Source organism: Jeotgalibacillus sp. S-D1, from assembly GCF_004358665.1.
Lineage (GTDB): Bacteria > Bacillota > Bacilli > Bacillales > Jeotgalibacillaceae > Jeotgalibacillus.
In genome coordinates this window covers 84,406-107,950 of sequence record NZ_SMZR01000001.1, presented here as the reverse complement: position 1 = coordinate 107,950, position 23,545 = coordinate 84,406, and the positions used below count along the sequence as shown (strand labels likewise).

Here is a 23,545-nt window from a genome sequence, read left to right as displayed (position 1 = left end):
CACCTCCTAAAATGCAGGGGGTTGTTCTTCGTCCCCTTCCCGTTCCAAACGCTGCACAGAGGTAGTTTGTGTATGCGCCATAATCGTCCGGGCTGCTTTTAATTGTATATGTTTTAATGGAAGATTGCTGCTTTGCTGGTGGTTAAACCATGATTCATAGTTTTTCTTATCTAAAAGGCTTAAGCCAAAAGGAAGATCCGGATAATCAATATACCCATTTCTTGAAAGGAGCATTTTCTTAACTGGAAGATCGATTGCCTCTCTTTTCAATAACCCTTTTATAATGGATTCTGTCCGGTCCAGTGATAAAGAAGGATTCACTATTCTTTTTTCATGACTGCCCGTTTTTACAGTCCAAAAACGTTGAGTTGAACCAATATAAACAGTTCGATCGGCTTCTTCCAACACATGGATGCACCATGCATGAAGCGGAGTGATTAGCAGTATATCAAGTTCAACCGGAGCATTTTTTAATAGAATGACAGGTTTATACATCAGTAGATATGTATCAGGAAACTGGTGCAGAAAATATCTGAGAGGTTCTTCTCTTCTGTATTTTGAATCTATATAGGACTTCTCTATCAGCGTTTGACTAGCCCATTTTAACTGAAATGGAAACAGCTTATCCATGTAAGCATGTTTAAGATCTTCCAAGGTATGTGGACGATAATAAAACACCGGTTGAAAATCAAAAACTCCATGATTCATGGCAGGCTTGACCACTACTTCCTTAATTGAATCAATACTTGAGTCTCCAAGCTTATCCCAGTTCTTTTTAAATCGTTTTAAAAGACCATTTGATGCTTCTTCATTTATCGCTGTGTCCTCTTTATATAAACCAAGAGTACCCCTTTCCCATTGCTCTTTAATACTTGTCCATTGCTGTTTTTTCAGCTGAGAAAACTGTGAAGAGTAATGGAGCATATTATTCTCATATCTTGACACATAATCACCAAGCTTAATTAATTGAGCCATACCTTTCCCTCCTTATAGAGGTTTTATTGCTGCATCATAAATCGGGCCACCACTTCATATTTTGGTGATTCAGCGGGGTGAATCCGGTAAAGGGCAACAGATGAAACGGTAAAATCAATGGCCTGTATGCTTTCAGGCAATTGAAAAGTCTCGTTTCCTATCCATTTTTTTGCAAGGGTAATATGAGGGCGGTACGGTCTTTTTTCTGTTGTGCCACCTGCTTTTGCGACGATCTGCTGAACCAAATTATAAAGTGTCTGGAGCCCCAGTTCATCCTTTGGGCCAATCCAAAATATACGGGGATTTGCCTCTCTCCCAAAATAATCTGTCCGCTCAATGACCAGATCTGCTGCAGGCAGTTCGGGAATTTTTTCTTTTAAATACCTTTGATACTGCTCAATCTCTTTTTCATCTGCCGCACCTAAAAAAGCAAGAGTAATATGTAAATCTTCCATGTGGGTCCATTGCTTAAATTTGAATTTTTCCGACCACTGTTTTTTTTGCTTTTCAATCTTTTCCTTCACATCTGCCGGCAGTTCAGCCGCAATAAAATAATGGGGATTCGACATTTCTAAGGCCTCCAGCTGCATCTGTCTTTTTGTGTTATTATACCCTTTCCGTGAAAATTAGCCAGATCAAGTGAAATAAGAGTAGTTAATTGAATGAAAACGGCCTAAAGGGTAGAATAATGAGGGTAGAACGTATCGGATGAAGGGTTGAAAGGATGAATGTTAAATGAAAGTCGTTACTAATATTGCAGATTTGATCGGGGATACCCCGCTTGTTAAATTAAACCGGCTGCAGCCTGAAAATGGAGCCACTGTTTATGCAAAACTCGAATATTATAATCCCAGTAAAAGTGTTAAGGACCGTGCTGCATACAACATGATGGCACAGGCTGAAAAAGAAGGGCTCTTAAAAGAAGGCTCCACCATTATCGAGCCTACAAGCGGCAATACAGGGATCGGCATTGCCATGAATGCAGCTGCCCGCGGTTATCGTTCTATACTTGTTATGCCGGATACAATGACAAGTGAGCGTATTAATTTATTAAAAGCTTACGGTTCAGAAGTCGTGCTCACCCCTGGAGACAAAAAAATGCCAGGAGCCATTGAAAAGGCAAAAGAACTTGCAGAAAACATTCCAAACAGCTTCCTGCCTATGCAATTTGATAATGAGGCAAACCCCGATGCCCACAGAAATTCCACTGCTCTGGAAATCGTGGAAGCGGTAAATCAATTGGACAAGCCGCTCGGCGCTTTTGTGGCTACTGCGGGGACAGGCGGGACAATTACCGGCACGGGAGAAGTGCTAAAAGAAAAGTATCCCGACCTGCAGGTACATGTGGTCGAACCAGCCGGATCTCCTGTTCTGTCAGGCGGAAAACCCGGTAAGCACAAATTGGTGGGAACAAGCCCTGGTTTTATCCCGTCCATTTTGAATCAATCCGTTTATGATAAAATTCATAAAATTGAAGATGAAGATGCCTATGATATTACGCGCAGGCTAGCCCGTGAAGAGGGCATTCTGGTAGGTCCGTCATCAGGCGCTGCCTGCTTTGCAGCACTGGAAGTAGCAAAAACACTGCCGAAAGATTCCATCGTTATTTTTATTGCCTGTGATACGGGTGAACGTTATTTATCAAGTGATCTATTCCGTTTTGAAGAATAATAAAAAAAGATCAGCCCATTTTTAATTGGTTTGTTTTAAAGGGGCAATCAAGTAAAGAGGCAGAAACAAAACTCATTAAATGACAAAAAGAATGTGTTCATGAAATTTATTCATGAACACATTCTTTATTTTGCCCAGATTTATTTTCCTTATTTTTACTACCCTATAACAGTTGAACGCCTAGGTTCATTGGAGCGGAAGGCGGCGACTCCTGCGTGATAAAGCGGGAAGGGTGAGACTCAATGATGCGGCAGCATCAGGGAGGCTCACCTCCCGCCACGCGGAAAGCCTCCGTCTGCAGCGGAAATGAACCGGTCCTTTGCTGAAGAAATAGTCATTGTCTCTATTGTGTCTAAGCCTCATTCTTTATTTTGCGCAGAATCTTTTTCCTTATTTTTATTACCCTATAGTTGACCCAGTCTTTTTTAATGAACATTTCCCATTAATTCTTCTGCATTTCATTCAACTATTGAACATTATCCCTTCGAATGAACAAGTTCTCCGCATTGCTGCTGAATGGAATCTTTTAATGCTGCCTGAAGTTTTGTTGTCCATTTTCCAGGCTTGCGATTTCCGACGATCGTATCACCTGCTTGAACAACCGGCATAACCTCAGCTGTTGTACTGGCAATAAATACTTCATCAGCGTCGTTCAGCTGGTCCAGCGTGAACGATTCTTCTTTGTAATTCAGCCCGATATCAGCGCATAAACGAAGAATCTCACGTCGGGTTATGCCATTTAGTATTAAATTTGTTGCAGGATGCGTAAGTAATTGATCGTTCTTAATGATAAATACATTGGATGATGATCCTTCTGTTACCGTTCCATCACGATGCAGGATTGCTTCAAAGCTTCCCTGTGAGAAGGCTTCCTGTTTTGCAAGGATATTTCCCAGCAAATTTAAGCTTTTTATATCACACCGAAGCCAGCGAACATCATCGGCCACAATTGCTGTAACCCCTTGGTTCAATTGTTCCTCAGGGCGTGCCACTTCTTTCGTGTAAGCTGTTAATACCGCTTCGCTTGCAGCTGGAAATTGATGCTGGCGGACAGATGCACCTCTGGTTACCTGCAGATAAATAATTCCGGTATTTAAGCTGTTTTTTTCAATTAACCGCAAAAGATTTCCCAGTAGTTCTTCTTTTGTAAAAGGAAGGTCCAAAAGGATTTTTTCTGCCGACTCGAAAAGACGCGTAAGATGCTCATCACCTGTGAACATTTTCCCCTCGTAAATTCGTATGACTTCATATACGCCGTCTCCGAATTGATAGCCGCGGTCTTCAATATCAACAGTGCCTTGTGATCGATCAATAAATTGATTATTTAACAAAATGGTTCCCATGTTCATTTCTCCTTTTTGCATCAAAGCATTTTATTTTTTACAAGCTATTTCAAAAATGGCTTGTGCGTAAATAGCTGTTGCTTTCAAGAGATCATCAATATCGATATACTCATCTTTTTGATGGGCTACATCTTCTTTGCCAGGGAATAAAGCACCAAATGCCACTCCCTTTTCCAAAGACCTTGCATAAGTGCCCCCGCCGATTGCCAGCAGTTCCCCCTTTTGATTCGTTTGCTCTTCATACACCTTCAGCAGCGTCTGGATAAAGGGATCATCCCCATCTACATGATGAGGTTTTGCATCAGATAAAATTTGTATTGCAATATCTTTTTCCTTTAATTGCGGTGTGATTTTTTTTATTGCTGCATCCATATCATATGTGACTGGATAACGCACATTCAATCCGAAATAAGCATCTTCTTTACTGTAGCGTATTTTACCGGTGTTCACCGTAAGATCGCCGCTTATGTCATCGCTCCCGGCAATGTGAAGCAAATGTCCTCTGGAATCTTTGTACAGCCTCTCACTGGCAAATGCGCAAAAAGCTTTGGCATTAACATCTAAGTCAAATCGATTTAAAAACGTTAGTAGAAAAAGGCCCGCATTTTTCCCATGGTCAGGTTCCATTGCATGAGCAGATTTCCCATGAAGTTCGATGGTTAAATTCCCGCTGACAATATAGTAATCACCTGCCAGCTCATTTTCTTTTAAGTACTCATCGTATTCCTGAAGCAGGTATGTTTGATCCAAATGAGTGGTAAGCACGGCAACTGCCCTGTCAGGAACCATATTGTAACGCTCTCCCGAATTAAAGGACTGCAATTCAATCTTTGGCGCATACTCATCTACCTTCGAGCGGGCAACATTCAAATTGAAATCAATAAGTCCTTTTTCCGCATGAATAATCGGAAAATCCGCATCAGGCGCAAAGCCTAACGCTGGCATTTCTTCATGTTTAAAATAGTGTTCAACACAGCGCCAATCGCTTTCTTCATCTGTACCGATGATCATTCTCACCCTTTTTGTAAAGGGAATCCCCAGATCATGGACGATTTTCATCGCATAATAAGCTGCTATGGTCGGCCCCTTATCATCAATGGCTCCTCTGGCATAAAGGCGCTCGTTTTCCACTCTTCCCTCAAAAGGAGGATACGTCCATCCTTCTCCGGCTGGAACTACATCGACATGGCAGAGAACACCGAGTATCTCCTCTCCATCCCCCATTTCGATATGACCGGCAAGATTGCCTGTAATCTTCGTTTCGAATCCGTCTTTATCTCCAAGAGCAATCATCCAATCGAGCGCTTCTTTAACATGCTCGCCAAGAGGTGCTTCAGGTGTAGCATTTTCCTCATCCAGCACACTCGGGATCTGAACCAGCCCTTGAAGATCTTTTATCAGTGAAGTTTTGTATTTTTCTACTTCTTTTGTCCAATTAATGGGCACGAGTTTTTCACCCCTTTTATGTAATGTCTCTCATTATAATCGATTATGAAGAGACAAGCACGTGTTGCGCAAATAAATAAGTCAATTGTCTGAAACATTTAAGCCTCCCGTAAAGGATCCCCGGTCAAGACAGGCATATTCAGGAGTTTTTTGGAATAATAGTCAGCATCCATGTAATTTTCTGTTTTAATCTTCCTCTTAACGAAACAATATCCATTATCTCGGATTCAAAAATTGTTAATAAATTGTAAATACCTTCTTACCACTAGAAAAATAATTAGAATAATTGTACAATGAAGTTGTCAGACAATATTTTGTCGAATTCTCTTTAGAAAAGGGGCTGTCGTGAGGCAACCAACAAAACGTGTCGTTGAGCGATACTCAACATAAAGTCTACTGTAGTCATTGCCCATGGAAAAAAGATGAGGGAGAGTGGTTTTTTGAAACCTACTACGAATCGGATGCTGACTCGTATCAAATCTGTGTACATGTTCATTAAAGAAAACGGAACGGTAACGACAAATGATTTGGTGGATGAATTTGGCATCACACCTCGCACCATTCAAAGAGATTTGAATGTGTTAGCCTATAACGATTTAGTGAGCAGTCCTAGTCGTGGCAAATGGACGACGACACATAAAAAAGTAAAAATATCATAATAACCCTAAGCAGACCCTGCCTCATATTTTGAGACAGGGTCTTTTTTAAAAGTTCATTCATTATTTTGCAAACGATCCAGTTCTTCCGCTGTCAATTCGCGAAATTCCCCAAGGTTAAGGGAAGGATCGAGGGTCAAAGAGCCCATTGATATCCTTTTTAAAAACGTAACTTCTTTGCCAACAGCCTGAAACATCCGCTTCACCTGATGAAATTTACCTTCTGTTATGGTTAATTCAATTCTTGAAATTTCGTCGGAGGAAAGGATAACCAGTTCTCCTGGTTTAGTCTCATAACCATCGTCGAGTGTCACGCCATTTTTAAATGCTTGTATATCAAGATCTGTTACTTTGCCGTCAATCTCCGCATAATATGTTTTTGGGACATGCTTTTTAGGAGAAAGCAGCTGATGGGACAGCTGTCCGTCATTTGTCAACAACAGCAAGCCCTCAGTATCTTTATCAAGCCGCCCCACAGGAAATGGTTCAAATACTGAGTAATCCACCGGCAATAAGTCAATGACCGTTTCGTGCTGACGATCCTCTGTTGCTGAAATAACTCCCTGAGGCTTATTCATAAGGATATAAATGAATTCCCGGTACTCAATCTTTTCTCCATTCACGACAACCTCATCATTGAAAGGGTCCACCTTTGCTTTTCCTTCCTTCACCGGCTCTCCGTTTACCACGACCGCGCCTGATTTCAGAAGTTTTTTCATTTCCTTGCGGCTGCCGTAACCCATATTCGCTAATAATTTATCTAAACGCATCCATAACCCCCCTCTTCTTTTTTTACAAACCAAAAGCCGGCTGGCCACCGGCTTTTCGTCTTATGATGTAAATCGTTTTCGAAGTCTTGTAATCCGATCGCCAAATAACCGGTCGGCCAAACGGGATTTTAAGCTTAAGACAAAATAAACAAATGCGCCTATTCCACCGCTTATAATTAAAATGATGATTGACTGCCAGCGGCCAGCAGGGTCTAAAAACAGGGTTAATCCTAAATAAGATAGCAGCACAGGTACCGCCATAATGATATTAAATACAATCATTAGCACTGTACGTTTTACTACAATGCGATATTTATAGGCAGCAAAATGCCTAATGACAAGCAGGTTAATGACAATTGCAGCAAGATAACCGATCGCTGTAGAGAGTACAGCACCCTGCACCTCAAACAGTTTAACCAGTGGAATCGCAATGGCCAGTTTAACCAGCAATCCAGCCAGAAGGCTTAAAACACTCCAACGCTGTTCATTAATCCCCTGCATCATCGCAGCGGTAACCGTGTACAGTGCAAATAAAATGGCAACAGGCGAATACGTTCGAAGTACTTCTGTTCCCAGTTCACTGTATCCGTAGAACACCGTATACGCCGGCTCTGCTAATAGAGCAAGTCCAATTGCAGCTGGCATGGTTAAAAACAATAAAATCTGAAACGTCTGATCCAGCTGGTGATTAAGCGACTTCCAATTTCCTTTTGAAAATGTGCTCGTAATGACCGGGATCAAAGTCATTGCAAATGCTGTGGCTAACGAAACCGGAATAATCACAAGCTTATGAGTGGTGAAAGTTAAAATACCAAATTGAAAATCTGAAACAGCAGCCAGGCCAATGGATGACATGGCCCGGTTAAAGGTTACGATGTCGATCAATTGGAATAGCGGATTCGCCACCCCTACAAGAACGAATGGAATCGAATATAAAACGATTTCCTTGTACATTTCTCTTAGAGATATATCAACTTCTCCGCGATTTCGTTCAAGCAATTTATCTAAATGATGTTTCCGTTTGATGTAATACCAAATTAATAGCCCAAGGCTAGCCGCTCCTCCTACAAACGCGCCAAATGTCGCAACAGCAATTGCTGTGGTCATTGAGCCGTCCATTACATAAAGAACAACATAAACCCCAATCAATAAGAAAACAATCCGGACAATTTGCTCCACTACATTGGATACTGCTGTGGGTCCCATCGATTGATGTCCCTGGAAGAAACCGCGAATCAAACTCATAAATGGAATAATAATCAGTGCAAAACTTACAGCTCTGATAACCGTAGTTACCTGATCAACAGAAATCAACTGTTCATCTGCTTCGATTGTCATTTGCGCAAAAAATGGAGCGAATACATACATAATAAGAAAAGCAATAAAACCGGTTAAGGTCATTAACCATAAACCTGACCGAAAAAGCCTTCTGCCTATTTCATATTCTTCCAGAGCATTATATTTAGCTATAAATTTGGAAACGGCGAGAGGTACGCCTGCCGTTGCCACTGATAAAAAAATGGTATATGGTACGTATCCATAGGAATAAAGGGCAACAGGACCTTCCCCATTTCCAAGCAATGCATAAAATGGGATTACATAAAACAATCCTAAAAACTTTGATATAAAGGTTCCAAGCGTTAAGATAAAGGTTCCTCTTACTAATGTTGATGATGACATATTTCTCTGTTCACTTCCTACTCTAAGGAAAACTCCTATTTCGACACTAACCATTAGTGTACTACTCTAAAATGGGAATGACAATTAATTTTCGATTGCAGAATAAGGCAAATCATTGAACAAGCGGGATGGGAACGATAAAATAAACGAAGAGTTAGTTGAAGAAAAGATGGTGAAAAAATGAACTATGATGTAATTGTGGTTGGCGGCGGCCCATCCGGTTTAATGGCTGCTATTGCTGCAGGTGAAAATAAAGAACGGGTATTGCTTGTCGATAAAGGATCAAAGCTTGGCAAAAAGCTTGCCATATCAGGCGGTGGCCGATGCAATGTCACCAACAGGCTTCCTGTAGAAGAAATTATCAAACATATACCCGGAAATGGACGATTTCTATACAGCGCCTTTTCGGTCTTTAACAATGAGGATATTATCGCATTTTTCGAAGGGCTGGGCGTGGCATTAAAAGAAGAAGATCACGGGCGGATGTTCCCTGTATCAAATAAAGCGCAATCAGTCGTTGATGCCCTTCTTAGAAGACTTGGCGAGCTGAATGTAGAAATCCGGACAAATGTTGAAGTGGCTGATCTCCTTGTTCATAAAGAAGCCATAGAAGGCATTCAGTTGAAAAATGGAGATCAGATCCAAGCAAAAGCCGTGGTGCTTGCAGTCGGCGGAAAATCGGTTCCTCAGACCGGCTCAACCGGTGACGGTTATCCATGGGTGGAAAAAGCTGGTCATACGGTTACTGAGCTATTCCCTACTGAGGTTCCGCTTCTTTCTGATGAACCCTTTATTCAAAATCGGGAACTGCAGGGGCTTGCACTTCGCGGAGCTGCGGTAAGTGTTTTAAATAAAAAAGGTAAACCGATTGTCACCCATGAAATGGACATGCTGTTTACCCATTTTGGTTTGTCTGGACCAGCTATTCTGCGCTGCAGTCAGTATGTAGTAAAAGAAATCAAAAAGCAAAAAGGGCAGCCTGTAACCCTCCGTATTGATTCGGTTCCTTCTATTAAAGCAGAAGAGCTATTTCAGCAGCTTTTTAAAGAAGCGAAAGAAGATGCCAAAAAAGCCATTAAAAATGTATGGAAGGGACTAATTCCAGAGCGCTATCTTCATTTTTTAATGGCACAGGCCGCTATTGATCCAGATCAGCAGGCAGGGACAATCGCTGGCGATAAAATCCGATTGGTTTCACAGCTTATGAAGTCATTTGAGCTATTAGTAAACGGAACACAGTCGATTGAAAAAGCATTTGTGACGGGCGGCGGTGTGTCAGTGAAGGAAATTGAACCCAAAACGATGGCATCGAAAAAATGCAGAGGCTTATTCATTTGCGGCGAGCTGCTTGATATCCATGGCTACACAGGCGGTTATAACATTACTTCCGCCCTGGTTACCGGCCGATTGGCTGGATTTAATGCAGGCATACTGCAGGAAACATAATTGCGAGGACTCCTTTTTGGGGTCCTTTTTTCATTTTGCCTTAAACACAGAAGTTCCCTCCCCTAATCACGTAAAAAATGCCATGAAAAAGCGGCCACTTTAATCAGTGACCGCATGAATGGGTTTTTCTATTTTTCACTTGCTCCGGTAAACGTCCGTTTTCCAAGTTCATTTTCCAGCATATAAAACATATTGCTGTCTTTATCGATGCGTTTTAATTTTTGGATGATGGTATCAAAGGTTGCTTGTTCTTCAACCTGCTCTTCAATAAACCAATTCAGGAAATTCATCGTAGCATGCTCTCTTTCATCCATTGCCATATCAGCCAGCTTGTAAATTCGGCTTGTCACTTCTTTTTCATGCTGCAGAGATCGTTCAAATGCTTCCAGTACAGAAGAAAATTCATTATTTGGTTTAGCCATGCTGTCAACTTCAGCTCTTACTCCCATATCGATAATAAACTGATAAAATTTCATCGCATGGAAACGTTCCTCCTCTGCCTGAGCAAGGAAAAAGTTCGCAAAACCATCCAGGCTCTCATTGGAACAATAGGCTGCAGTAGCAAGATACACATGTGCAGAATAGAATTCATAATTCATTTGGTCATTTAACCCTTTAATTAATTCCTGACTTAGCATACGATCACCTGTCCCTTTAAATTAGTTGGGTTTCTACTAGCAATTATATACTTACTATATCACGGCTATCTTTCTATAAACCCATCTTGTTGTTTTTATTTTAATAAAGGTTTTAACCTATCTCGTTAAAGCGCGTCAGTTTCTCACGGGGATCCGTTCGTTCTCTCATTTTTGGAATGAACTCCTCCGTAAAAAATCCGAGATGTAAAAAACCGACTATTTTCTCTCCAGCCTCTACACCCAGCAGTTTTCGAACTTTCGGGTCATAGATATGCGGATTTGTTTTCCATACAACGCCCAGTTTTTTCTCCCATGCCAAAAGCTGAAAATTATGGATAAGACAGCTTACTGCTCCAAAGTCCTCTTCCCGCTGTTTCTGACGTGAGTCTTCTGGCATAACAATAATGAGGAATGCAGCTGGCTGGTTAAAGTAGTGACGGCGATTTTCATGCATTTCCTTTGGAAAAGTCTGCACCAGCTTTTCAACAAATTGTTCTTTATCTTCAGATGAGATAAATATGAATCGCCACGGCTCACGCAAACCATGATTGGGCGCCCACACTGCGTCGTCTAAAATCTCCATAACAAGTGACTCCTCAACTGTCTCCTGCTTGTAGTTGGACTTTATCGAACGCCTCTCACGAATTGTTTTTCTTAGGGGGGTGTCTATTTTTGTATTTGAAAATAAGTTCTGAGTCATCTGGTATCATCCTATCTTTTCTAATATGGTCGATGATGGCTTCTGTAATTGTGATATTGATAATCACTCTCATTTACTAATTTACTATAAAAATAAGGCACAATCAACAAATTTCAAATTCATTTAATCCATATCAAATACTAAATACTTGTCATATAATCTAACCAATGAATGGAATCCATGTGGATTTATGATTATTCTTTAATGAACCATTAGGAGGAATAGGATGAAGCATATCGATTATTTAAATCACACGATTCGCTTGGCAATGGAGAATGTTGAATCCCATCATGGGGGGCCGTTTGCAGCCATCATTGCAGATAAAAATGGACAGATGGTCTCTTATGGCCAGAATAAAGTTACTTCTTTTAACGATCCCACTGCTCATGCCGAAATACAGGCGATTCGAAAAGCATGTGAAAAGCTGCAATCCTTTCAGTTATCCGGCTGCATTTTGTATACAAGCTGTGAACCCTGCCCGATGTGCCTTGGGGCTATATACTGGGCCAGAGTTGAAAAAGTATATTACGCAGCTGATCAAAAACTGGCTGCAGCAGGCGGATTTGATGATCAATTTATTTATGAAGAAATCAATAAAGAACATAAAGCCCGGCAAATCCCCTTTCATGCCATTGAAGTACAAGACAAGAACCTTCCATTTGAAAAATGGGCAGTGATGGATCAAAAAGTGGAATATTAAATCAATCCCTCTCCTCACCAACAATAATCATCTCTTTCTTTCAGCCTGGATTGCACAAAAAATAACCTCTTCTGTTGCTTCCAGCTAAATGACTATACGTTTTAGGGTATTTATAACGGGTAATTAGAGGATGTATAGCAAATAATAGTTATCTAACGAAAACCTATTTAGCTGAGAGGATGACAGTAATAATGGATGAAAGAATATTTATCAGCCCATCAAAATATGTTCAAGGCAGAGATTCACTTAAGAAAATAGGGACTCACCTTGAAGGAGTCGGCAAAAAAGCATTGGTTTTGGCTGACGAAACGGTATGGGAGATTGCAGGTCATGATGTAGTAAGATATTTAAAAGAAAGCAATATCGAAGTGGAAGAAGCGGTTTTCAATGGCGAAGCGTCTAAGACTGAAATTATGCGGATCGCCGATATCGCTAAAGAATCAGGCGCCAAAATGGTGATTGGTGTTGGCGGCGGAAAGACGATCGACACCATTAAAGCCGTTTCAGATGAAGTGAGTGCCTATACAGTAGTCGTTCCGACCACTGCCTCAACGGATGCACCAACCAGTGCATTATCCGTTGTTTATTCAAATGAAGGAATATTTGAGTCCTATCGTTTCTACAATAAAAATCCTGATCTGGTGCTGCTCGACAGCAAGATTATAGCGGCAGCCCCTCCCCGCTTTTTAGCATCGGGAATTGCGGATGCTCTCGCTACATGGGTTGAAGTAAGAAGCGTTATCCAATTTGGAGGCAAAACCATGGCTGGCGGCAAGACAACCCTTGCGGCTGAAGCCATTGCAGAAAAATGCGAGAAGGTATTATTTGAATACGGACTTCTTGCACTTGAATCAACTAAAGCCAAAGTCGTCACACCTGCTCTTGAAAATGTCATTGAGGCTAATACGTTATTGAGCGGTCTCGGCTTTGAAAGCGGCGGTTTAGGTGCTGCTCATGCCATTCACAATGGTTTTACAGCACTTGAAGGGGACATTCACCATTTAACACACGGTGAAAAAGTGGCATTTGGAACACTCGTACAGCTGACGCTGGAAAAGCATTCTAAACAGGAAATTGACCGATATATTGAGTTGTATATCAGCCTTGATTTACCGGTAACGTTAGAAGATGTTAAGCTGGAAAAGGCAACTGCAGACGATATCCGCAAGGTTGCTGAAGCTGCTACCATTGAAGGAGAAACCATTCACAATGCTTTTTCAATCACAGCGGATGAAGTAGCGGATGCTATCTTTGCTGCTGACCAGTATGCAAAAGCGTTTAAAAGAGAAAAGGGAATAAAATAATTACACAGAATACTAAAAGATGATCTCTATAAAAGGAGGTCATCTTTTATTCTTTATTTTTTGAGACCAAAAAAAGAGGGTAGGACAAATGTGTCTCACCTCTTCTAACCGGTTCACTGCGCTTCAGGCGGACGCTTTCCGCAGGGACGGCGCTGAGCCCTCCTAAGGCTTCGCCTTGCGGGGTCTCAGCTTGCCGTCAAATCCTGCAGGAGTCGCCGCCTTCCGCTCCGTTCACCTCCTATTTGCAATTAAAATTGGCTTAATTCACATGACTTTTAGAGTTCTGTCACAACCTCCTTCTAAATCAATCTCTTAATACGCACCCTGTGAATAAGTTAATTCGTAGCTGTGGGTATAAATTTCGAAAATATTGCCAAATGGATCTTCCACATAAACCATTTTATATGGCTTATCATTTGGATAATATTCTCTGATCGGCATTCTTTGCTTGCCCCCGTATGCCAGAATTTTTTCAACAAGCTGTTCAATATGGGGATCCTGAATACAGAAATGAAATAATCCTGTTTTCCAATATTCAAAATTATTTTCAGGCTGCTCATTTTTCGGGAACTCGAATAACTCGACTCCAATTTTATCACCGGTGGCTAAATGAGCGATTCTAAATTGATCCCAATCATTACCGAATACATCTCGACACATTTGTCCAATAGCAGTATCATCATTTTCTACATCTGAGGGTTCCATAATGACATACCACCCAAGTACCTCAGTGTAAAATTTAATCGCTTCTTCAAGATTTGGCACGGATAGGCCAATATGAGAAAATGATCGTGGATAAGTTAGCATAATTACTATTCCTCCTATTTTTAATACTTGTTGCTTAAGCTCATTATAAATAGGCATTGCGGGAAACGTAAGAACGCACTTTATTGTAAGTCACTATCCTGATGGTAAGAAAGGATTGAATTCTGTGGATACACCGTTGAATAAAGAAGGTAAACTGAAATGTTCGATTGAATATACATTAAAGAAAATAGGTGGAAAATGGAAAACTGTTATCCTTTGGCATTTAGGTACAGATGGAACATTAAGATATAATGAGTTGCGCCGCCTTCTTTCTGGCGTCACTCATAAGGTTTTGAGCCAGCAATTAAAAGAACTGGAGGAAGATGGATTCATCAGTCGAATCCAATACAATACCGTACCTCCAAAGGTAGAATACTCATTAACAGAAACCGGTAATACACTGATGCCTATTCTTGAACAGATGCACAAATGGGGAACTGAGCATGGAGGGCTTTAGCTTTTGTTTTTAGTGAAGGAAATTAAAAATGCGCAATCCATATGGAATTGCGCTTAATACAAATTGACCTGAGCTGATTAAAATCCTTCCCAAATCTTGCTTTATATCTGCTTTTTTAAGGGTACGTCTTCTGTAAAAAGGCAACTGATTGCCTGATTAATGCTTTTAATACATCTATGTTTACATCATCAAGTTTGTTGATATAAATACAGGCTTTCCCTGACGTGTATTTTCCAAAATCCTTTAATAGTACCTCTCGTTCTGAATCACCTGGTGCAAAATAAAGGCTGATTTTTGCTTTTCTTGGTGAGTACCCAACCAAAAAAGAATCCCCTTCATGTCCGGACGCGTATTGATAATGGTACGATCCAAAACCAATCATACTTGGTCCCCACATTTTTGCCTCATGCCCCGATGTTTCGGTGAAAATATCCAAAAGCCTGTAGGCATCTTCTTTCTTTTTAGGATGATCGACTGTCTCGATAAACTCCACTACACTTCCGTCGTGCTCTTTTGTTTTTTGTTCATATGCCATCCGTACTCCCCCTCTGCTTTAGTTCTAGTACCAATTTTATCAGGTAAAGAGCATATCTGTAATAAAAAATATCCCCTGCCGGCTTGACAGAGGACATCCAAAAAAAAACAATTTCTACCAAATAGACTCTACATATTCAGGATGATCAATAAATGGATTACGGTTTCCCTGATAATCCGAAAATATAATGTCGTTGCGATTTCTTTCTGTTGCATCTACCGGGTCAGCTTCATGCCATTCTTTTAATACGGATACCTTCCCCAGCACAGGACCACTTGTACCAGTCATATCAACAATTTCAAGGTCGAGTTCGCCCTGGTCGCCTTCATACCGGACTGCCATATAAAAGATCATACGCGCTACATCTCCTTTTACTTCATCACGAGGTTCCCATGAATCGGAGTCGTAATAGGTATCTGGAGCGTCTGGATGGAGCATGCCTCCGTTATCAAAATCCAGATTCCCGCGTGTTGAATTTACTGAAACATCCGTTGGCCGCAAATGATGAATATCCGTTCCAGGACCCATTGACGTTCCAAAATCCCCATGCGATTTAGGCCAAACATGCTCACGATTCCATTGATCCACATTCCCCCCATTGCTGAGTTTTGAAATGGAATCTCCTGTGTAAAGGAGGAGAACATTATTCGGGTTAGCAGGATCTTCATCCGTATTTCGTAAAGCCTCCCATACATTGCTGTAAGAAAGCTCCGTATGATCGTCAATGATATCGTGAAGTGCTTGTTTTAAAGCATTCCCGGATAAACCTTGAGCATTTGAGTAGTAACCATCCGTTGGAGGTAACTCATTTTCCCCGCCATCATCCGAAGCAGAATCAATCGATGTAACATTCTCAACCCCTTCATGCCCAAAATAATCATCTCTTGTTCCTTCTACTTTAATTAATTCCCCCATATTAACGGGGTTGGCAGCCAGGCCATACTCACTGCGATATGCTGAATCGAGCTTAACAAAGATCATATCAGAGATCTGTGTTTCATTCGGATCATCCGCCAGTGCAAGAGCATAGTTGCTTGTAAAGTTATTTTGTTCAACTTTGGTCTGAGATACAGGGACCCCGACAATATAGCCTTCAACCAGGACGTCTTGTCCATTTGATGTATCCAATGCGCCTTGAACTGATAGGGCATTTGCTGCTTGTACAATCGGACCACCCAATACAAAGACCAGGCTTACCATGAGCAAAATCACTTTTTTCATTCATCTGCACTCCCTTGGTTGTTTTATATTTTCTTACTATAAAAACATTCACCAACCGGGAGAGGGATCCCTTCACAATTTCCTTTATTTTCAAACAAATAACACTTTCTTAATACTGAATTAACTATATTTACATAAAAGAGTCTCTTATCTTATTAGAAGGCTCTGTGACTCGGGGGCTGGGCTGATCTATTTTATACACTTTGCAATATTACCTTCTTTTCTTTAAATATGGGTACGATAAAATTAAACCAGCTGCGTAAATGACAACGAGTACATACGCGGGAAACAAATGATAGAATGACGTATAACCAATAACAAAATGAGTAACCAGACCTGCAATAAATGCGGGTGGTGCACCGATAGCTAATGTGTTCCAAACCCAGCATTCACCTTCACGAAATCCCCATAAAGAAATAAGCAAAACCAAAATCCCCACACTTATCAACGCACTGCCAAAACCTGCCCGGTCGTGAGCAATAACCGGGATCAGACGTTCGTTTAGCGCCTGGATCATTTCCGGAGTTACACATAAAAAAGCGATATCTGTGGGAACAAAGACATTCGTTACCCCAATTGTTGTAATGACCAATCCTCCAACAGTGATAAGAACACCCAGGATTACAAATAATAATTGGCCACTATTGGCTTTTTTCCACTCCAGATGGTTGAATTGGTTTGACGAGCTTGGATGAGTCGTGGAATTCTTAGTCAATCGGTAACATTGAAAATAAATTGGCAGAAGAATAAGCCAAAACAATCCATGCAGCCAATCAAAATAACCATAACCAATAAAAGCGAAGATTCCTAAAAAACCTACAATCGCTGCTACATGAAACGTCCAGTAAACCCAACGAATCCGGTATGCTAATCCATGGCGTGCCAGTTGAATGTATATAATCCCCCCACTTATCATCGTTCCCGACAATGTCATCCGGTCGTGGGCCATAAAAGCTAATATATTAGAATTAAAAGCAACGATCTCTTCCCGTGTCATTCCAATAAAATCTTCATCGTATGGCAGGATTATTTTTGTCATACTGAAAAATAAAGCTACGATACCAGCTAGCAAAATCGCGAAACCAAACATCATACCCCAACGTGCTCCTGCTGCGTTTTTTTCGTTCATATTTTCAGGCAAGAGCCCCTCATGAATTCGCTTTGGTAAACCCGGCCCAGAGAAAACATATCCTTCTTCTAACAGCAAAAGTGATACTCCGCTCTTGTGGAGCTCCAGAGCATCCATCGGCTCCGTTACCCCTCCTTTTGTAATAATTGTGCATTCTTGCGATATTTCCTCTCGAATTGTATGAACCGCTTGTAGGATAGAGATATTGGCATCTTCTATTTCAGTAGCTCGTTCATTTTCTATAACTTTAGCCGGCTCGAGTAAAATTCCTTTTATATTAGCTGAATCTAACAAGGAAATCAGCTTTTCATTTGCAAGCGAATCGCTCTGTTGATTTATGTAAAGATTTTTATTGAGGGGCAGATCTTTTAATTCATCAGCTTGTTCAATACTGATGGAGAATGATTCAGCCCTATCACTAAGTTTCCGGATGACCTCTGAAGCTTCTATACTATCCAACTGGTTATCAATGGAAACAATAGCTGGTCCATCAAAACATTCGATTTGAATTTTGCTCTCCTCGATCGTTTTTGTGTTTTCAGGAGCGGGGAACCAGATTTTCTCTTCTTTTCTGTATAAGAGGGGTTCTTTTACATTCCTTTTAACAATAGAGACAGGGCCGACTTCTATTACACTAATTCCTAGCGAATTAAAGCTAATAGCGCCTGATCCATTAGGATCGAGCCTTGAACTAACTCCTACTGGACTTGCATAGTGCACCTCATCAACAGAAAGACTTAATTCTACAGGTGGAATCGAATGGCCGAGCAGCCCAATAAAAGAGCGTCCTCCAGGGAGCGATGAAACTACTCCCATACTTTTATAAATCAATTCTCTTGATCTACCAGGGGATAGCCTAGTCAACCATGGTTTAAATAATGGGTGATACGTCCAATCGGGCATAAAAAACTCCTATTAAATGTGTCTTTTTATCATTATTGTAACCACTTAGAGAAGATGAAACAAATCAATTTCAAATTGGTTAACACCAACCAATTTTTCTTAAAGGCGCTCATATTCTACAAGTTTCTTCATGAAGATATAAAGCATACTTACTATTTCTGCATAAAAAAACTCCCTTTCCAAAAGATAAAATAATCTTAAGGAAGAGAGTTCTGATAAAAAATTATTCAGCTGTCATTTCTGAAATGTATTCCTTAACTACTTCATAAACATATTCCTGATTAGAAGCTGCTGTATCCGGGTTATATTGACCGTCATTGACTTTGTTATTTGACAGGATGCGGATCCCTAAGTAAGGAACGTCGTATTCTTTTGCGATTTGTGCTCCTGCTGCACCTTCCATTTCTTCTACAGAAGTTCCATAATTTTCGTGAAACCAGTTGATGCGATCCACTTCATTATTCCAAAGGTCAGCAGAACCAATTGTTCCTTCCACTACTTTCCCTTCAGAATACGTATCTTTTACTGCATTCGCGGCCGCCAGCAAATCCTTATCCCCTTCGAAATAACGGATTTTTTCAGCATCTGGATCTTCACCGGCACTGCCTTCAGAAGCCATTAGGTCCATTGGAATCCAATCTGTCGGATTCATGCCCTCATTTTCATCTTTATCAGCTGTTTTCATTGAACCAATGTTTACTGTTCTTTCACCTAGCACGATATCAAAAACATTCAGATTTGGATCGTGCCCGCCGGATGTTCCCTGATTAATAATTGCGATGGGATTATAGCGTTCAATTGCCACCGCTGTGGCAGCTGCTGTATTTTCCATTCCCTTGCCTGTTTTCGCAACGATTACCGGATAATCGTCTACCGTTCCTATGTAAAATACAAATGAACCTGATTTTTCTTCTTTAACATTTTCTAATCTCTCTGCGAATTTTTCTGCTTCAATTGGCATTGGCCCTTGTACCATGATAGGTCTTTGCGCTTTCTCATCTGATGTTTCAGATTGAGCTCCAGAAGTACATCCCGATAGTACTGATAAAAATAAAATCGAAATAATTGCTAATAAGGTATTTCTTCTTACAAATAAGGTATTCATTTAACATCTCTCCCTGCCAGTTATTCTTGCTGTCTTCATCATAGCTTTCTCATCTTTTACACGGCCTCTATTTTTCGAACAATAAAAATAGGCCTGAACCCTGTAGAATGTGCGTTCTACCCTCAGACCTTCAAAAGCTAAAGTATTAATCATTAAGCATCAACAAAAAAGTGAATGCAAAATTAATTTGTTGCAGGATATCACCAGCCAACAAAATACTTTAACCCGTAGTCCAGTTCTTTTAATGGGAACCGGGTAGAGACACTCAGACCATATTTCTGAGGATATACGAGTAACGATATAAGAAAGTTACTTTGATAACATAACAAAGATATTATCTGATATCAACCTAAAAACTGAACTTTATTTAATAAAATTAAATTATTGTTCGTGTTTAAGGAAATAAAGCATCATTTATTCTGTAAACAATAATCATTAAGGTATATTCTTCCGTTAAACAAAAAAACCGTCGAGGGTCATTTAGCTGATATTTTACGTTTTATCGATTCTACTTCCACCACCTGCGCCGTGCAGGTTCTACACTTCATTTCAAAACTTCTACAGCCCGGGCGCGACCTTCTACACTTCGCCTTCCACCTTCTACATTTCCCGTCCACACTTCTACATTTCCCGCACCATCGCCTTCTGACCGCGCCATCCATCGGCAACGGTCCTTACTAAATCTACTAAAAAAATTTTTCTCAAATGAATGTTAAACACAGCTTTATCGGCACACCATTGCAAAAACCTTTTCATATAATGAAGTAGAATGAGAGGAGGTTGACAGGATGGATCGAATTATCCTTCTGCTGTTAGCGGGCATTATTGCAGGTTTTGCTTTAATTGCAGTTCCGTTAGCAGGCACCTTCTTAGCAGGTTTAGCTTCAATTATCACATTGATTGGTATCATTGCAGTTGTTTTATTCTCATTAATACTAATTATCAAAGTTTTAATAGCTCTACTTGATAAGAAAAAACATCATAGACACTAGACTAATGGTCATAATTAGTCAGCAGGCTCAGCGTTAATCTGAGCCTTTTCGCTTGTTCCCGTATGCTAGTTAATTTCCTTAACGTAAAAAAGGCCATCCTCGCTTTGAAGATGGCCTTTTACATTCATATCGCTTTATGAGTTATCGTTTTGGTTTTGTCTCTCCGCCGTACTCAAGCATTCCGCCTGTCATATTCACAACTTGATAGCCGTGATCATGCAGGAACCAGCCTACATTTTCGCTGCGCTTGCCAGAGCGGCAAATTAAGATGTATTCATTCGCATCATCTAAATCATCTAAATGCATGGCAACGTCACCCATTGGAATGTGAGTCGCTTCAGGGATCATGCCTTCTGCCACTTCATCGTCTTCACGCACATCGATCAGGTTCAGCGTTTCTCCTGCTTCAAGTTTTTGTTGAACCTCTTGCGCTGTAATGGTTTTAAGTTCAGACATAAAAACCTTCCTTTCACTTTTTAAAGTAGCTTTAGTATAACAAAAAAGAAGGCCGGACACCTCCTACTAACTTGAAGCAGTCCGGCATGTAAAATTAATTTGCTACGATGTTAACAAGCTTTCCAGGAACTGCAATGACCTTGCGTACCGTTTTTCCTGCTATAGATGACTGAATTGACTCTTCACTTGTTGCAAGCTTTTCCATTTCTTCGCGGCTTGCGTCTCTTGAGATCATCATCTTCATTTTCATTTTTCCATTTACTTGTACAACGATCTCTACTTCATTGTCAACTAGCTTAGATTTATCAAATCCAGGCCATTCCGCATAAGCAAGATTTGTTTCTCCGAGTTTTTCCCAAAGCTCTTCAGCCAGATGCGGAGCGAATGGAGAAAGAAGCTTCACAAATCCCTTAGCATATTCAGCTGGAATGACATCGGCTTTATAGGCATCATTTACAAATACCATCATTTGAGAAATGGCTGTATTAAATCGAATTCCTTCGATATCTTCAGATACCTTTTTCACTGATTGATGATACACTTTTTCAAGTGTTTCATTTGCTTGAGCTTTCACTTTATCAGTGATTGCTCCATCCTCTGTAACGAATAAACGCCAGATGCGGTCAAGGAATCGGCGGGATCCGTCAAGCCCGTTTTCTGACCAGGCAATTGAGGCATCAAGTGGACCCATGAACATTTCATATACGCGAAGTGTATCGGCACCATGCGTTTTGACGATTTCATCCGGATTGACGACATTGCCTTTTGATTTACTCATTTTTTCGTTGTTTTCGCCAAGGATCATTCCCTGATTAAACAGCTTTTGAAATGGCTCTTTTGTCGGTACTACGCCAAGATCATAAAGAACCTTGTGCCAGAAACGGGCATAAAGCAGGTGCAGTACTGCGTGCTCGGCTCCTCCGATATAAATATCGACAGGCAGCCAGTGCTTAATTTTCTCGGGATCAGCAATCGCATCTTCATTGGTCGGATCAATATAGCGAAGGTAATACCAGCAACTGCCTGCCCATTGCGGCATCGTATTGGTTTCGCGTTTTCCTTTTTTACCTGTTTCGGGGTCAACAACATTTACCCAGTCATCAATATTGGCAAGCGGCGATTCGCCTGTTCCAGATGGCTTGATATTAGTTGTTTTTGGAAGCTCAAGCGGCAGCTCTTCAAAAGGTACGCCGGTTGAAGTCCCGTCCTCCCAATGGATAATTGGAATCGGCTCTCCCCAGTAGCGCTGGCGGCTGAACAGCCAGTCACGCAGACGATACGTTGTTTTCTTTGTTCCAAGCTCTTTTTCTTCAAGCCAGGAAATCGCTTTTGAAATGCCTTCTTCTTTTCCAAGACCGTTTAAGAAGTCTGAATTAACATGGGCACCATCTCCCGTATATGCTTCTTTTGAGGTGTCTCCGCCTTCCACTACTTCAACAATTGGAAGGTCAAATTCAGTTGCGAATTCATAATCCCGTTCGTCATGTGCAGGAACCGCCATGATCGCTCCGCTTCCATAGCTCATCAACACATAATCTGCAATCCAGATCGGCATTTTTTCGTTGTTCACCGGGTTAATGGCATAAGCACCGGTAAATACCCCGGTTTTTTCTTTTGCCAAATCAGTTCGCTCCAGATCACTTTTTGATTTAATTTTATCAATATATTGTGCGATTGCTTCTTTTTGATCATCAGCTGAAATTTGTTCTACAAGCGGATGCTCAGGCGCAAGGACTGCATACGTTGCTCCAAACAGAGTGTCAGGGCGAGTGGTGAATACGTCAAATGTTTTTTCTGTATCAGCAATATGGAAGCGGATTTCAGCTCCCTCTGATTTGCCTACCCAATTGCGCTGCATATCCTTAATGCTTTCCGGCCAGTCAAGTTCGTCCAAATCATCAATCAAGCGGTCAGCGTAGGCTGTAATACGAAGCACCCACTGTCTCATCGGACGTCTTTCGACCGGATGGCCACCACGCTCACTTTTTCCATCAATGATCTCTTCATTTGCAAGCACAGTTCCAAGCGCCGGGCACCAGTTAACCGCGACTTCGTCTACATAGGCAAGGCCCATTTCATGAAGCTTTAGAAAAATCCACTGGGTCCATTTATAGTAGCTCGGATCGGTTGTGCTGATTTCGCGGTCCCAGTCATAGGAAAAACCCAGCTCCTGTATCTGGCGGCGGAAGGTATCTATATTTTTTTTGGTGAATTCAGCCGGATCATTTCCAGTATCAAGTGCATACTGCTCAGCTGGAAGGCCAAATGCATCCCAGCCCATAGGATGAAGGACATTGTAGCCGTTCATTCTTTTATAGCGGGAAAGGATATCGGTTGCTGTCATGCCCTCCGGATGCCCGACGTGCAGACCTGCACCGGATGGATATGGAAACATGTCAAGCGCATAGAATTTCTTTTTTCCAATATCATCTGACGTTTTAAACGTTTTATTGTCAGCCCAATGCTGCTGCCATTTTTTTTCGATTTTCTGATGGTTAAAACTCATTCTTACTCCTCCTAGCGTGTAGTTACAATTTCCTATAAAAACACAAAAAACTCCCGTCCCTATTATGGGACGAGAGCCTGGTTATAAGTCTCCCGCGGTACCACC

General features: G+C 41.1%; 22 protein-coding genes, 1 riboswitch and 1 other annotated feature (1 of these 24 cut by a window edge). Of the genes, 7 read left to right on the top strand and 15 right to left on the bottom strand.

Features of this window, described 5'->3' with window-relative positions:
- Nucleotides 1–6 precede the first annotated feature (6 nt).
- Both E2R51_RS00580 and thpR read right to left on the bottom strand, forming a co-directional pair.
- Nucleotides 7–975 (bottom strand): nuclease-related domain-containing protein, encoded by a 969-nt coding sequence (locus E2R51_RS00580; protein ID WP_133375027.1) that lies wholly within the window; start codon nucleotides 973–975, stop codon nucleotides 7–9.
- A gap of 23 nt (nucleotides 976–998) precedes the next feature.
- Nucleotides 999–1,544, bottom strand: a complete 546-nt coding sequence (gene thpR / locus E2R51_RS00575; protein ID WP_165967098.1) for an RNA 2',3'-cyclic phosphodiesterase — start codon at nucleotides 1,542–1,544, stop codon at nucleotides 999–1,001.
- Between the two features lie 166 nt (nucleotides 1,545–1,710).
- On the opposite strand from thpR, the gene cysK reads away from it, so the two are divergent.
- Entirely contained in the window at nucleotides 1,711–2,646 is a 936-nt protein-coding gene (gene cysK, locus E2R51_RS00570) for a cysteine synthase A (RefSeq protein WP_133375022.1), read from the top strand.
- Between the two features lie 476 nt (nucleotides 2,647–3,122).
- Here cysK and dat read toward each other — a convergent pair whose 3' ends face one another.
- Both dat and pepV read right to left on the bottom strand, forming a co-directional pair.
- On the bottom strand, nucleotides 3,123–3,989 hold the full coding sequence (dat, locus tag E2R51_RS00565; RefSeq protein ID WP_133375020.1) for a D-amino-acid transaminase: 867 nt from the start codon (nucleotides 3,987–3,989) through the stop codon (nucleotides 3,123–3,125).
- Nucleotides 3,990–4,019: 30 nt separating this feature from the next.
- Entirely contained in the window at nucleotides 4,020–5,435 is a 1,416-nt protein-coding gene (gene pepV / locus E2R51_RS00560; protein WP_133375017.1) for a dipeptidase PepV, read from the bottom strand.
- A gap of 440 nt (nucleotides 5,436–5,875) precedes the next feature.
- On the opposite strand from pepV, the gene E2R51_RS00555 reads away from it, so the two are divergent.
- Nucleotides 5,876–6,094 carry a DeoR family transcriptional regulator gene (locus tag E2R51_RS00555; protein WP_041060221.1) on the top strand — a complete coding sequence of 73 codons (219 nt, stop codon included), beginning with the start codon at nucleotides 5,876–5,878 and terminating at the stop codon, nucleotides 6,092–6,094.
- Between the two features lie 53 nt (nucleotides 6,095–6,147).
- Here the strand turns inward: E2R51_RS00555 and E2R51_RS00550 are convergent, their stop codons facing one another.
- Both E2R51_RS00550 and E2R51_RS00545 read right to left on the bottom strand, forming a co-directional pair.
- Nucleotides 6,148–6,861, bottom strand: a complete 714-nt coding sequence (locus tag E2R51_RS00550) for a pseudouridine synthase (protein WP_133375015.1) — start codon at nucleotides 6,859–6,861, stop codon at nucleotides 6,148–6,150.
- Nucleotides 6,862–6,921: 60 nt separating this feature from the next.
- Nucleotides 6,922–8,541 (bottom strand): putative polysaccharide biosynthesis protein, encoded by a 1,620-nt coding sequence (locus tag E2R51_RS00545; RefSeq protein ID WP_133375013.1) that lies wholly within the window; start codon nucleotides 8,539–8,541, stop codon nucleotides 6,922–6,924.
- Between the two features lie 180 nt (nucleotides 8,542–8,721).
- Between E2R51_RS00545 and E2R51_RS00540 the strand changes: the two genes are divergently transcribed.
- Entirely contained in the window at nucleotides 8,722–9,987 is a 1,266-nt protein-coding gene (locus E2R51_RS00540) for a BaiN/RdsA family NAD(P)/FAD-dependent oxidoreductase (RefSeq protein WP_133375011.1), read from the top strand.
- Between the two features lie 128 nt (nucleotides 9,988–10,115).
- Here E2R51_RS00540 and E2R51_RS00535 read toward each other — a convergent pair whose 3' ends face one another.
- Together E2R51_RS00535 and E2R51_RS00530 are read right to left on the bottom strand one after the other, a co-directional pair.
- Nucleotides 10,116–10,625 carry a ferritin gene (locus E2R51_RS00535; protein ID WP_133375009.1) on the bottom strand — a complete coding sequence of 170 codons (510 nt, stop codon included), beginning with the start codon at nucleotides 10,623–10,625 and terminating at the stop codon, nucleotides 10,116–10,118.
- A gap of 112 nt (nucleotides 10,626–10,737) precedes the next feature.
- The gene (locus tag E2R51_RS00530) at nucleotides 10,738–11,325 is read right to left on the bottom strand and encodes a nitroreductase family protein (RefSeq protein WP_133375007.1); all 588 of its coding nucleotides are present in this window, start codon (nucleotides 11,323–11,325) and stop codon (nucleotides 10,738–10,740) included.
- 226 nt (nucleotides 11,326–11,551) lie between these two features.
- Between E2R51_RS00530 and E2R51_RS00525 the strand changes: the two genes are divergently transcribed.
- Nucleotides 11,552–12,025 carry a nucleoside deaminase gene (locus E2R51_RS00525; protein ID WP_133375005.1) on the top strand — a complete coding sequence of 158 codons (474 nt, stop codon included), beginning with the start codon at nucleotides 11,552–11,554 and terminating at the stop codon, nucleotides 12,023–12,025.
- A 191-nt stretch (nucleotides 12,026–12,216) separates the two neighbouring features.
- Complete coding sequence (locus E2R51_RS00520) at nucleotides 12,217–13,329, top strand: glycerol dehydrogenase (protein WP_133375003.1); 1,113 nt, start codon at nucleotides 12,217–12,219, stop codon at nucleotides 13,327–13,329.
- Between the two features lie 312 nt (nucleotides 13,330–13,641).
- Here E2R51_RS00520 and E2R51_RS00515 read toward each other — a convergent pair whose 3' ends face one another.
- Complete coding sequence (locus E2R51_RS00515) at nucleotides 13,642–14,136, bottom strand: lactoylglutathione lyase family protein (protein WP_133375001.1); 495 nt, start codon at nucleotides 14,134–14,136, stop codon at nucleotides 13,642–13,644.
- A gap of 124 nt (nucleotides 14,137–14,260) precedes the next feature.
- On the opposite strand from E2R51_RS00515, the gene E2R51_RS00510 reads away from it, so the two are divergent.
- Complete coding sequence (locus tag E2R51_RS00510) at nucleotides 14,261–14,593, top strand: winged helix-turn-helix transcriptional regulator (RefSeq protein WP_133374999.1); 333 nt, start codon at nucleotides 14,261–14,263, stop codon at nucleotides 14,591–14,593.
- A gap of 115 nt (nucleotides 14,594–14,708) precedes the next feature.
- Here the strand turns inward: E2R51_RS00510 and E2R51_RS00505 are convergent, their stop codons facing one another.
- The 4 genes from E2R51_RS00505 to E2R51_RS00490 all read right to left on the bottom strand — a co-directional run bounded on the left by E2R51_RS00505 (nucleotide 14,709) and on the right by E2R51_RS00490 (nucleotide 19,486).
- Entirely contained in the window at nucleotides 14,709–15,128 is a 420-nt protein-coding gene (locus E2R51_RS00505) for a DUF1801 domain-containing protein (protein WP_133374997.1), read from the bottom strand.
- A gap of 114 nt (nucleotides 15,129–15,242) precedes the next feature.
- Entirely contained in the window at nucleotides 15,243–16,349 is a 1,107-nt protein-coding gene (locus tag E2R51_RS00500; protein WP_133374995.1) for an endonuclease, read from the bottom strand.
- 211 nt (nucleotides 16,350–16,560) lie between these two features.
- Nucleotides 16,561–18,381, bottom strand: coding sequence for a dihydroorotate dehydrogenase (locus E2R51_RS00495; protein WP_133374993.1), 1,821 nt, complete (start codon nucleotides 18,379–18,381; stop codon nucleotides 16,561–16,563).
- Between the two features lie 223 nt (nucleotides 18,382–18,604).
- Entirely contained in the window at nucleotides 18,605–19,486 is an 882-nt protein-coding gene (locus tag E2R51_RS00490; RefSeq protein WP_133374991.1) for a 5'-methylthioadenosine/S-adenosylhomocysteine nucleosidase, read from the bottom strand.
- Between the two features lie 208 nt (nucleotides 19,487–19,694).
- A riboswitch (purine riboswitch) is annotated at nucleotides 19,695–19,798 on the bottom strand.
- A gap of 476 nt (nucleotides 19,799–20,274) precedes the next feature.
- On the opposite strand from E2R51_RS00490, the gene E2R51_RS00485 reads away from it, so the two are divergent.
- Nucleotides 20,275–20,478: a hypothetical protein gene (locus tag E2R51_RS00485; protein WP_133374989.1), complete on the top strand. Its 204-nt coding sequence runs from the start codon at nucleotides 20,275–20,277 to the stop codon at nucleotides 20,476–20,478.
- A gap of 141 nt (nucleotides 20,479–20,619) precedes the next feature.
- On the opposite strand, the gene E2R51_RS00480 is transcribed toward E2R51_RS00485, so the two are convergent.
- Both E2R51_RS00480 and leuS read right to left on the bottom strand, forming a co-directional pair.
- Nucleotides 20,620–20,934: a rhodanese-like domain-containing protein gene (locus tag E2R51_RS00480; protein WP_133374987.1), complete on the bottom strand. Its 315-nt coding sequence runs from the start codon at nucleotides 20,932–20,934 to the stop codon at nucleotides 20,620–20,622.
- Nucleotides 20,935–21,028: 94 nt separating this feature from the next.
- Nucleotides 21,029–23,440, bottom strand: coding sequence for a leucine--tRNA ligase (leuS, locus tag E2R51_RS00475; RefSeq protein ID WP_133374984.1), 2,412 nt, complete (start codon nucleotides 23,438–23,440; stop codon nucleotides 21,029–21,031).
- A gap of 62 nt (nucleotides 23,441–23,502) precedes the next feature.
- Nucleotides 23,503–23,545: a binding site (T-box leader), on the bottom strand (it continues 183 nt past the right edge of the window).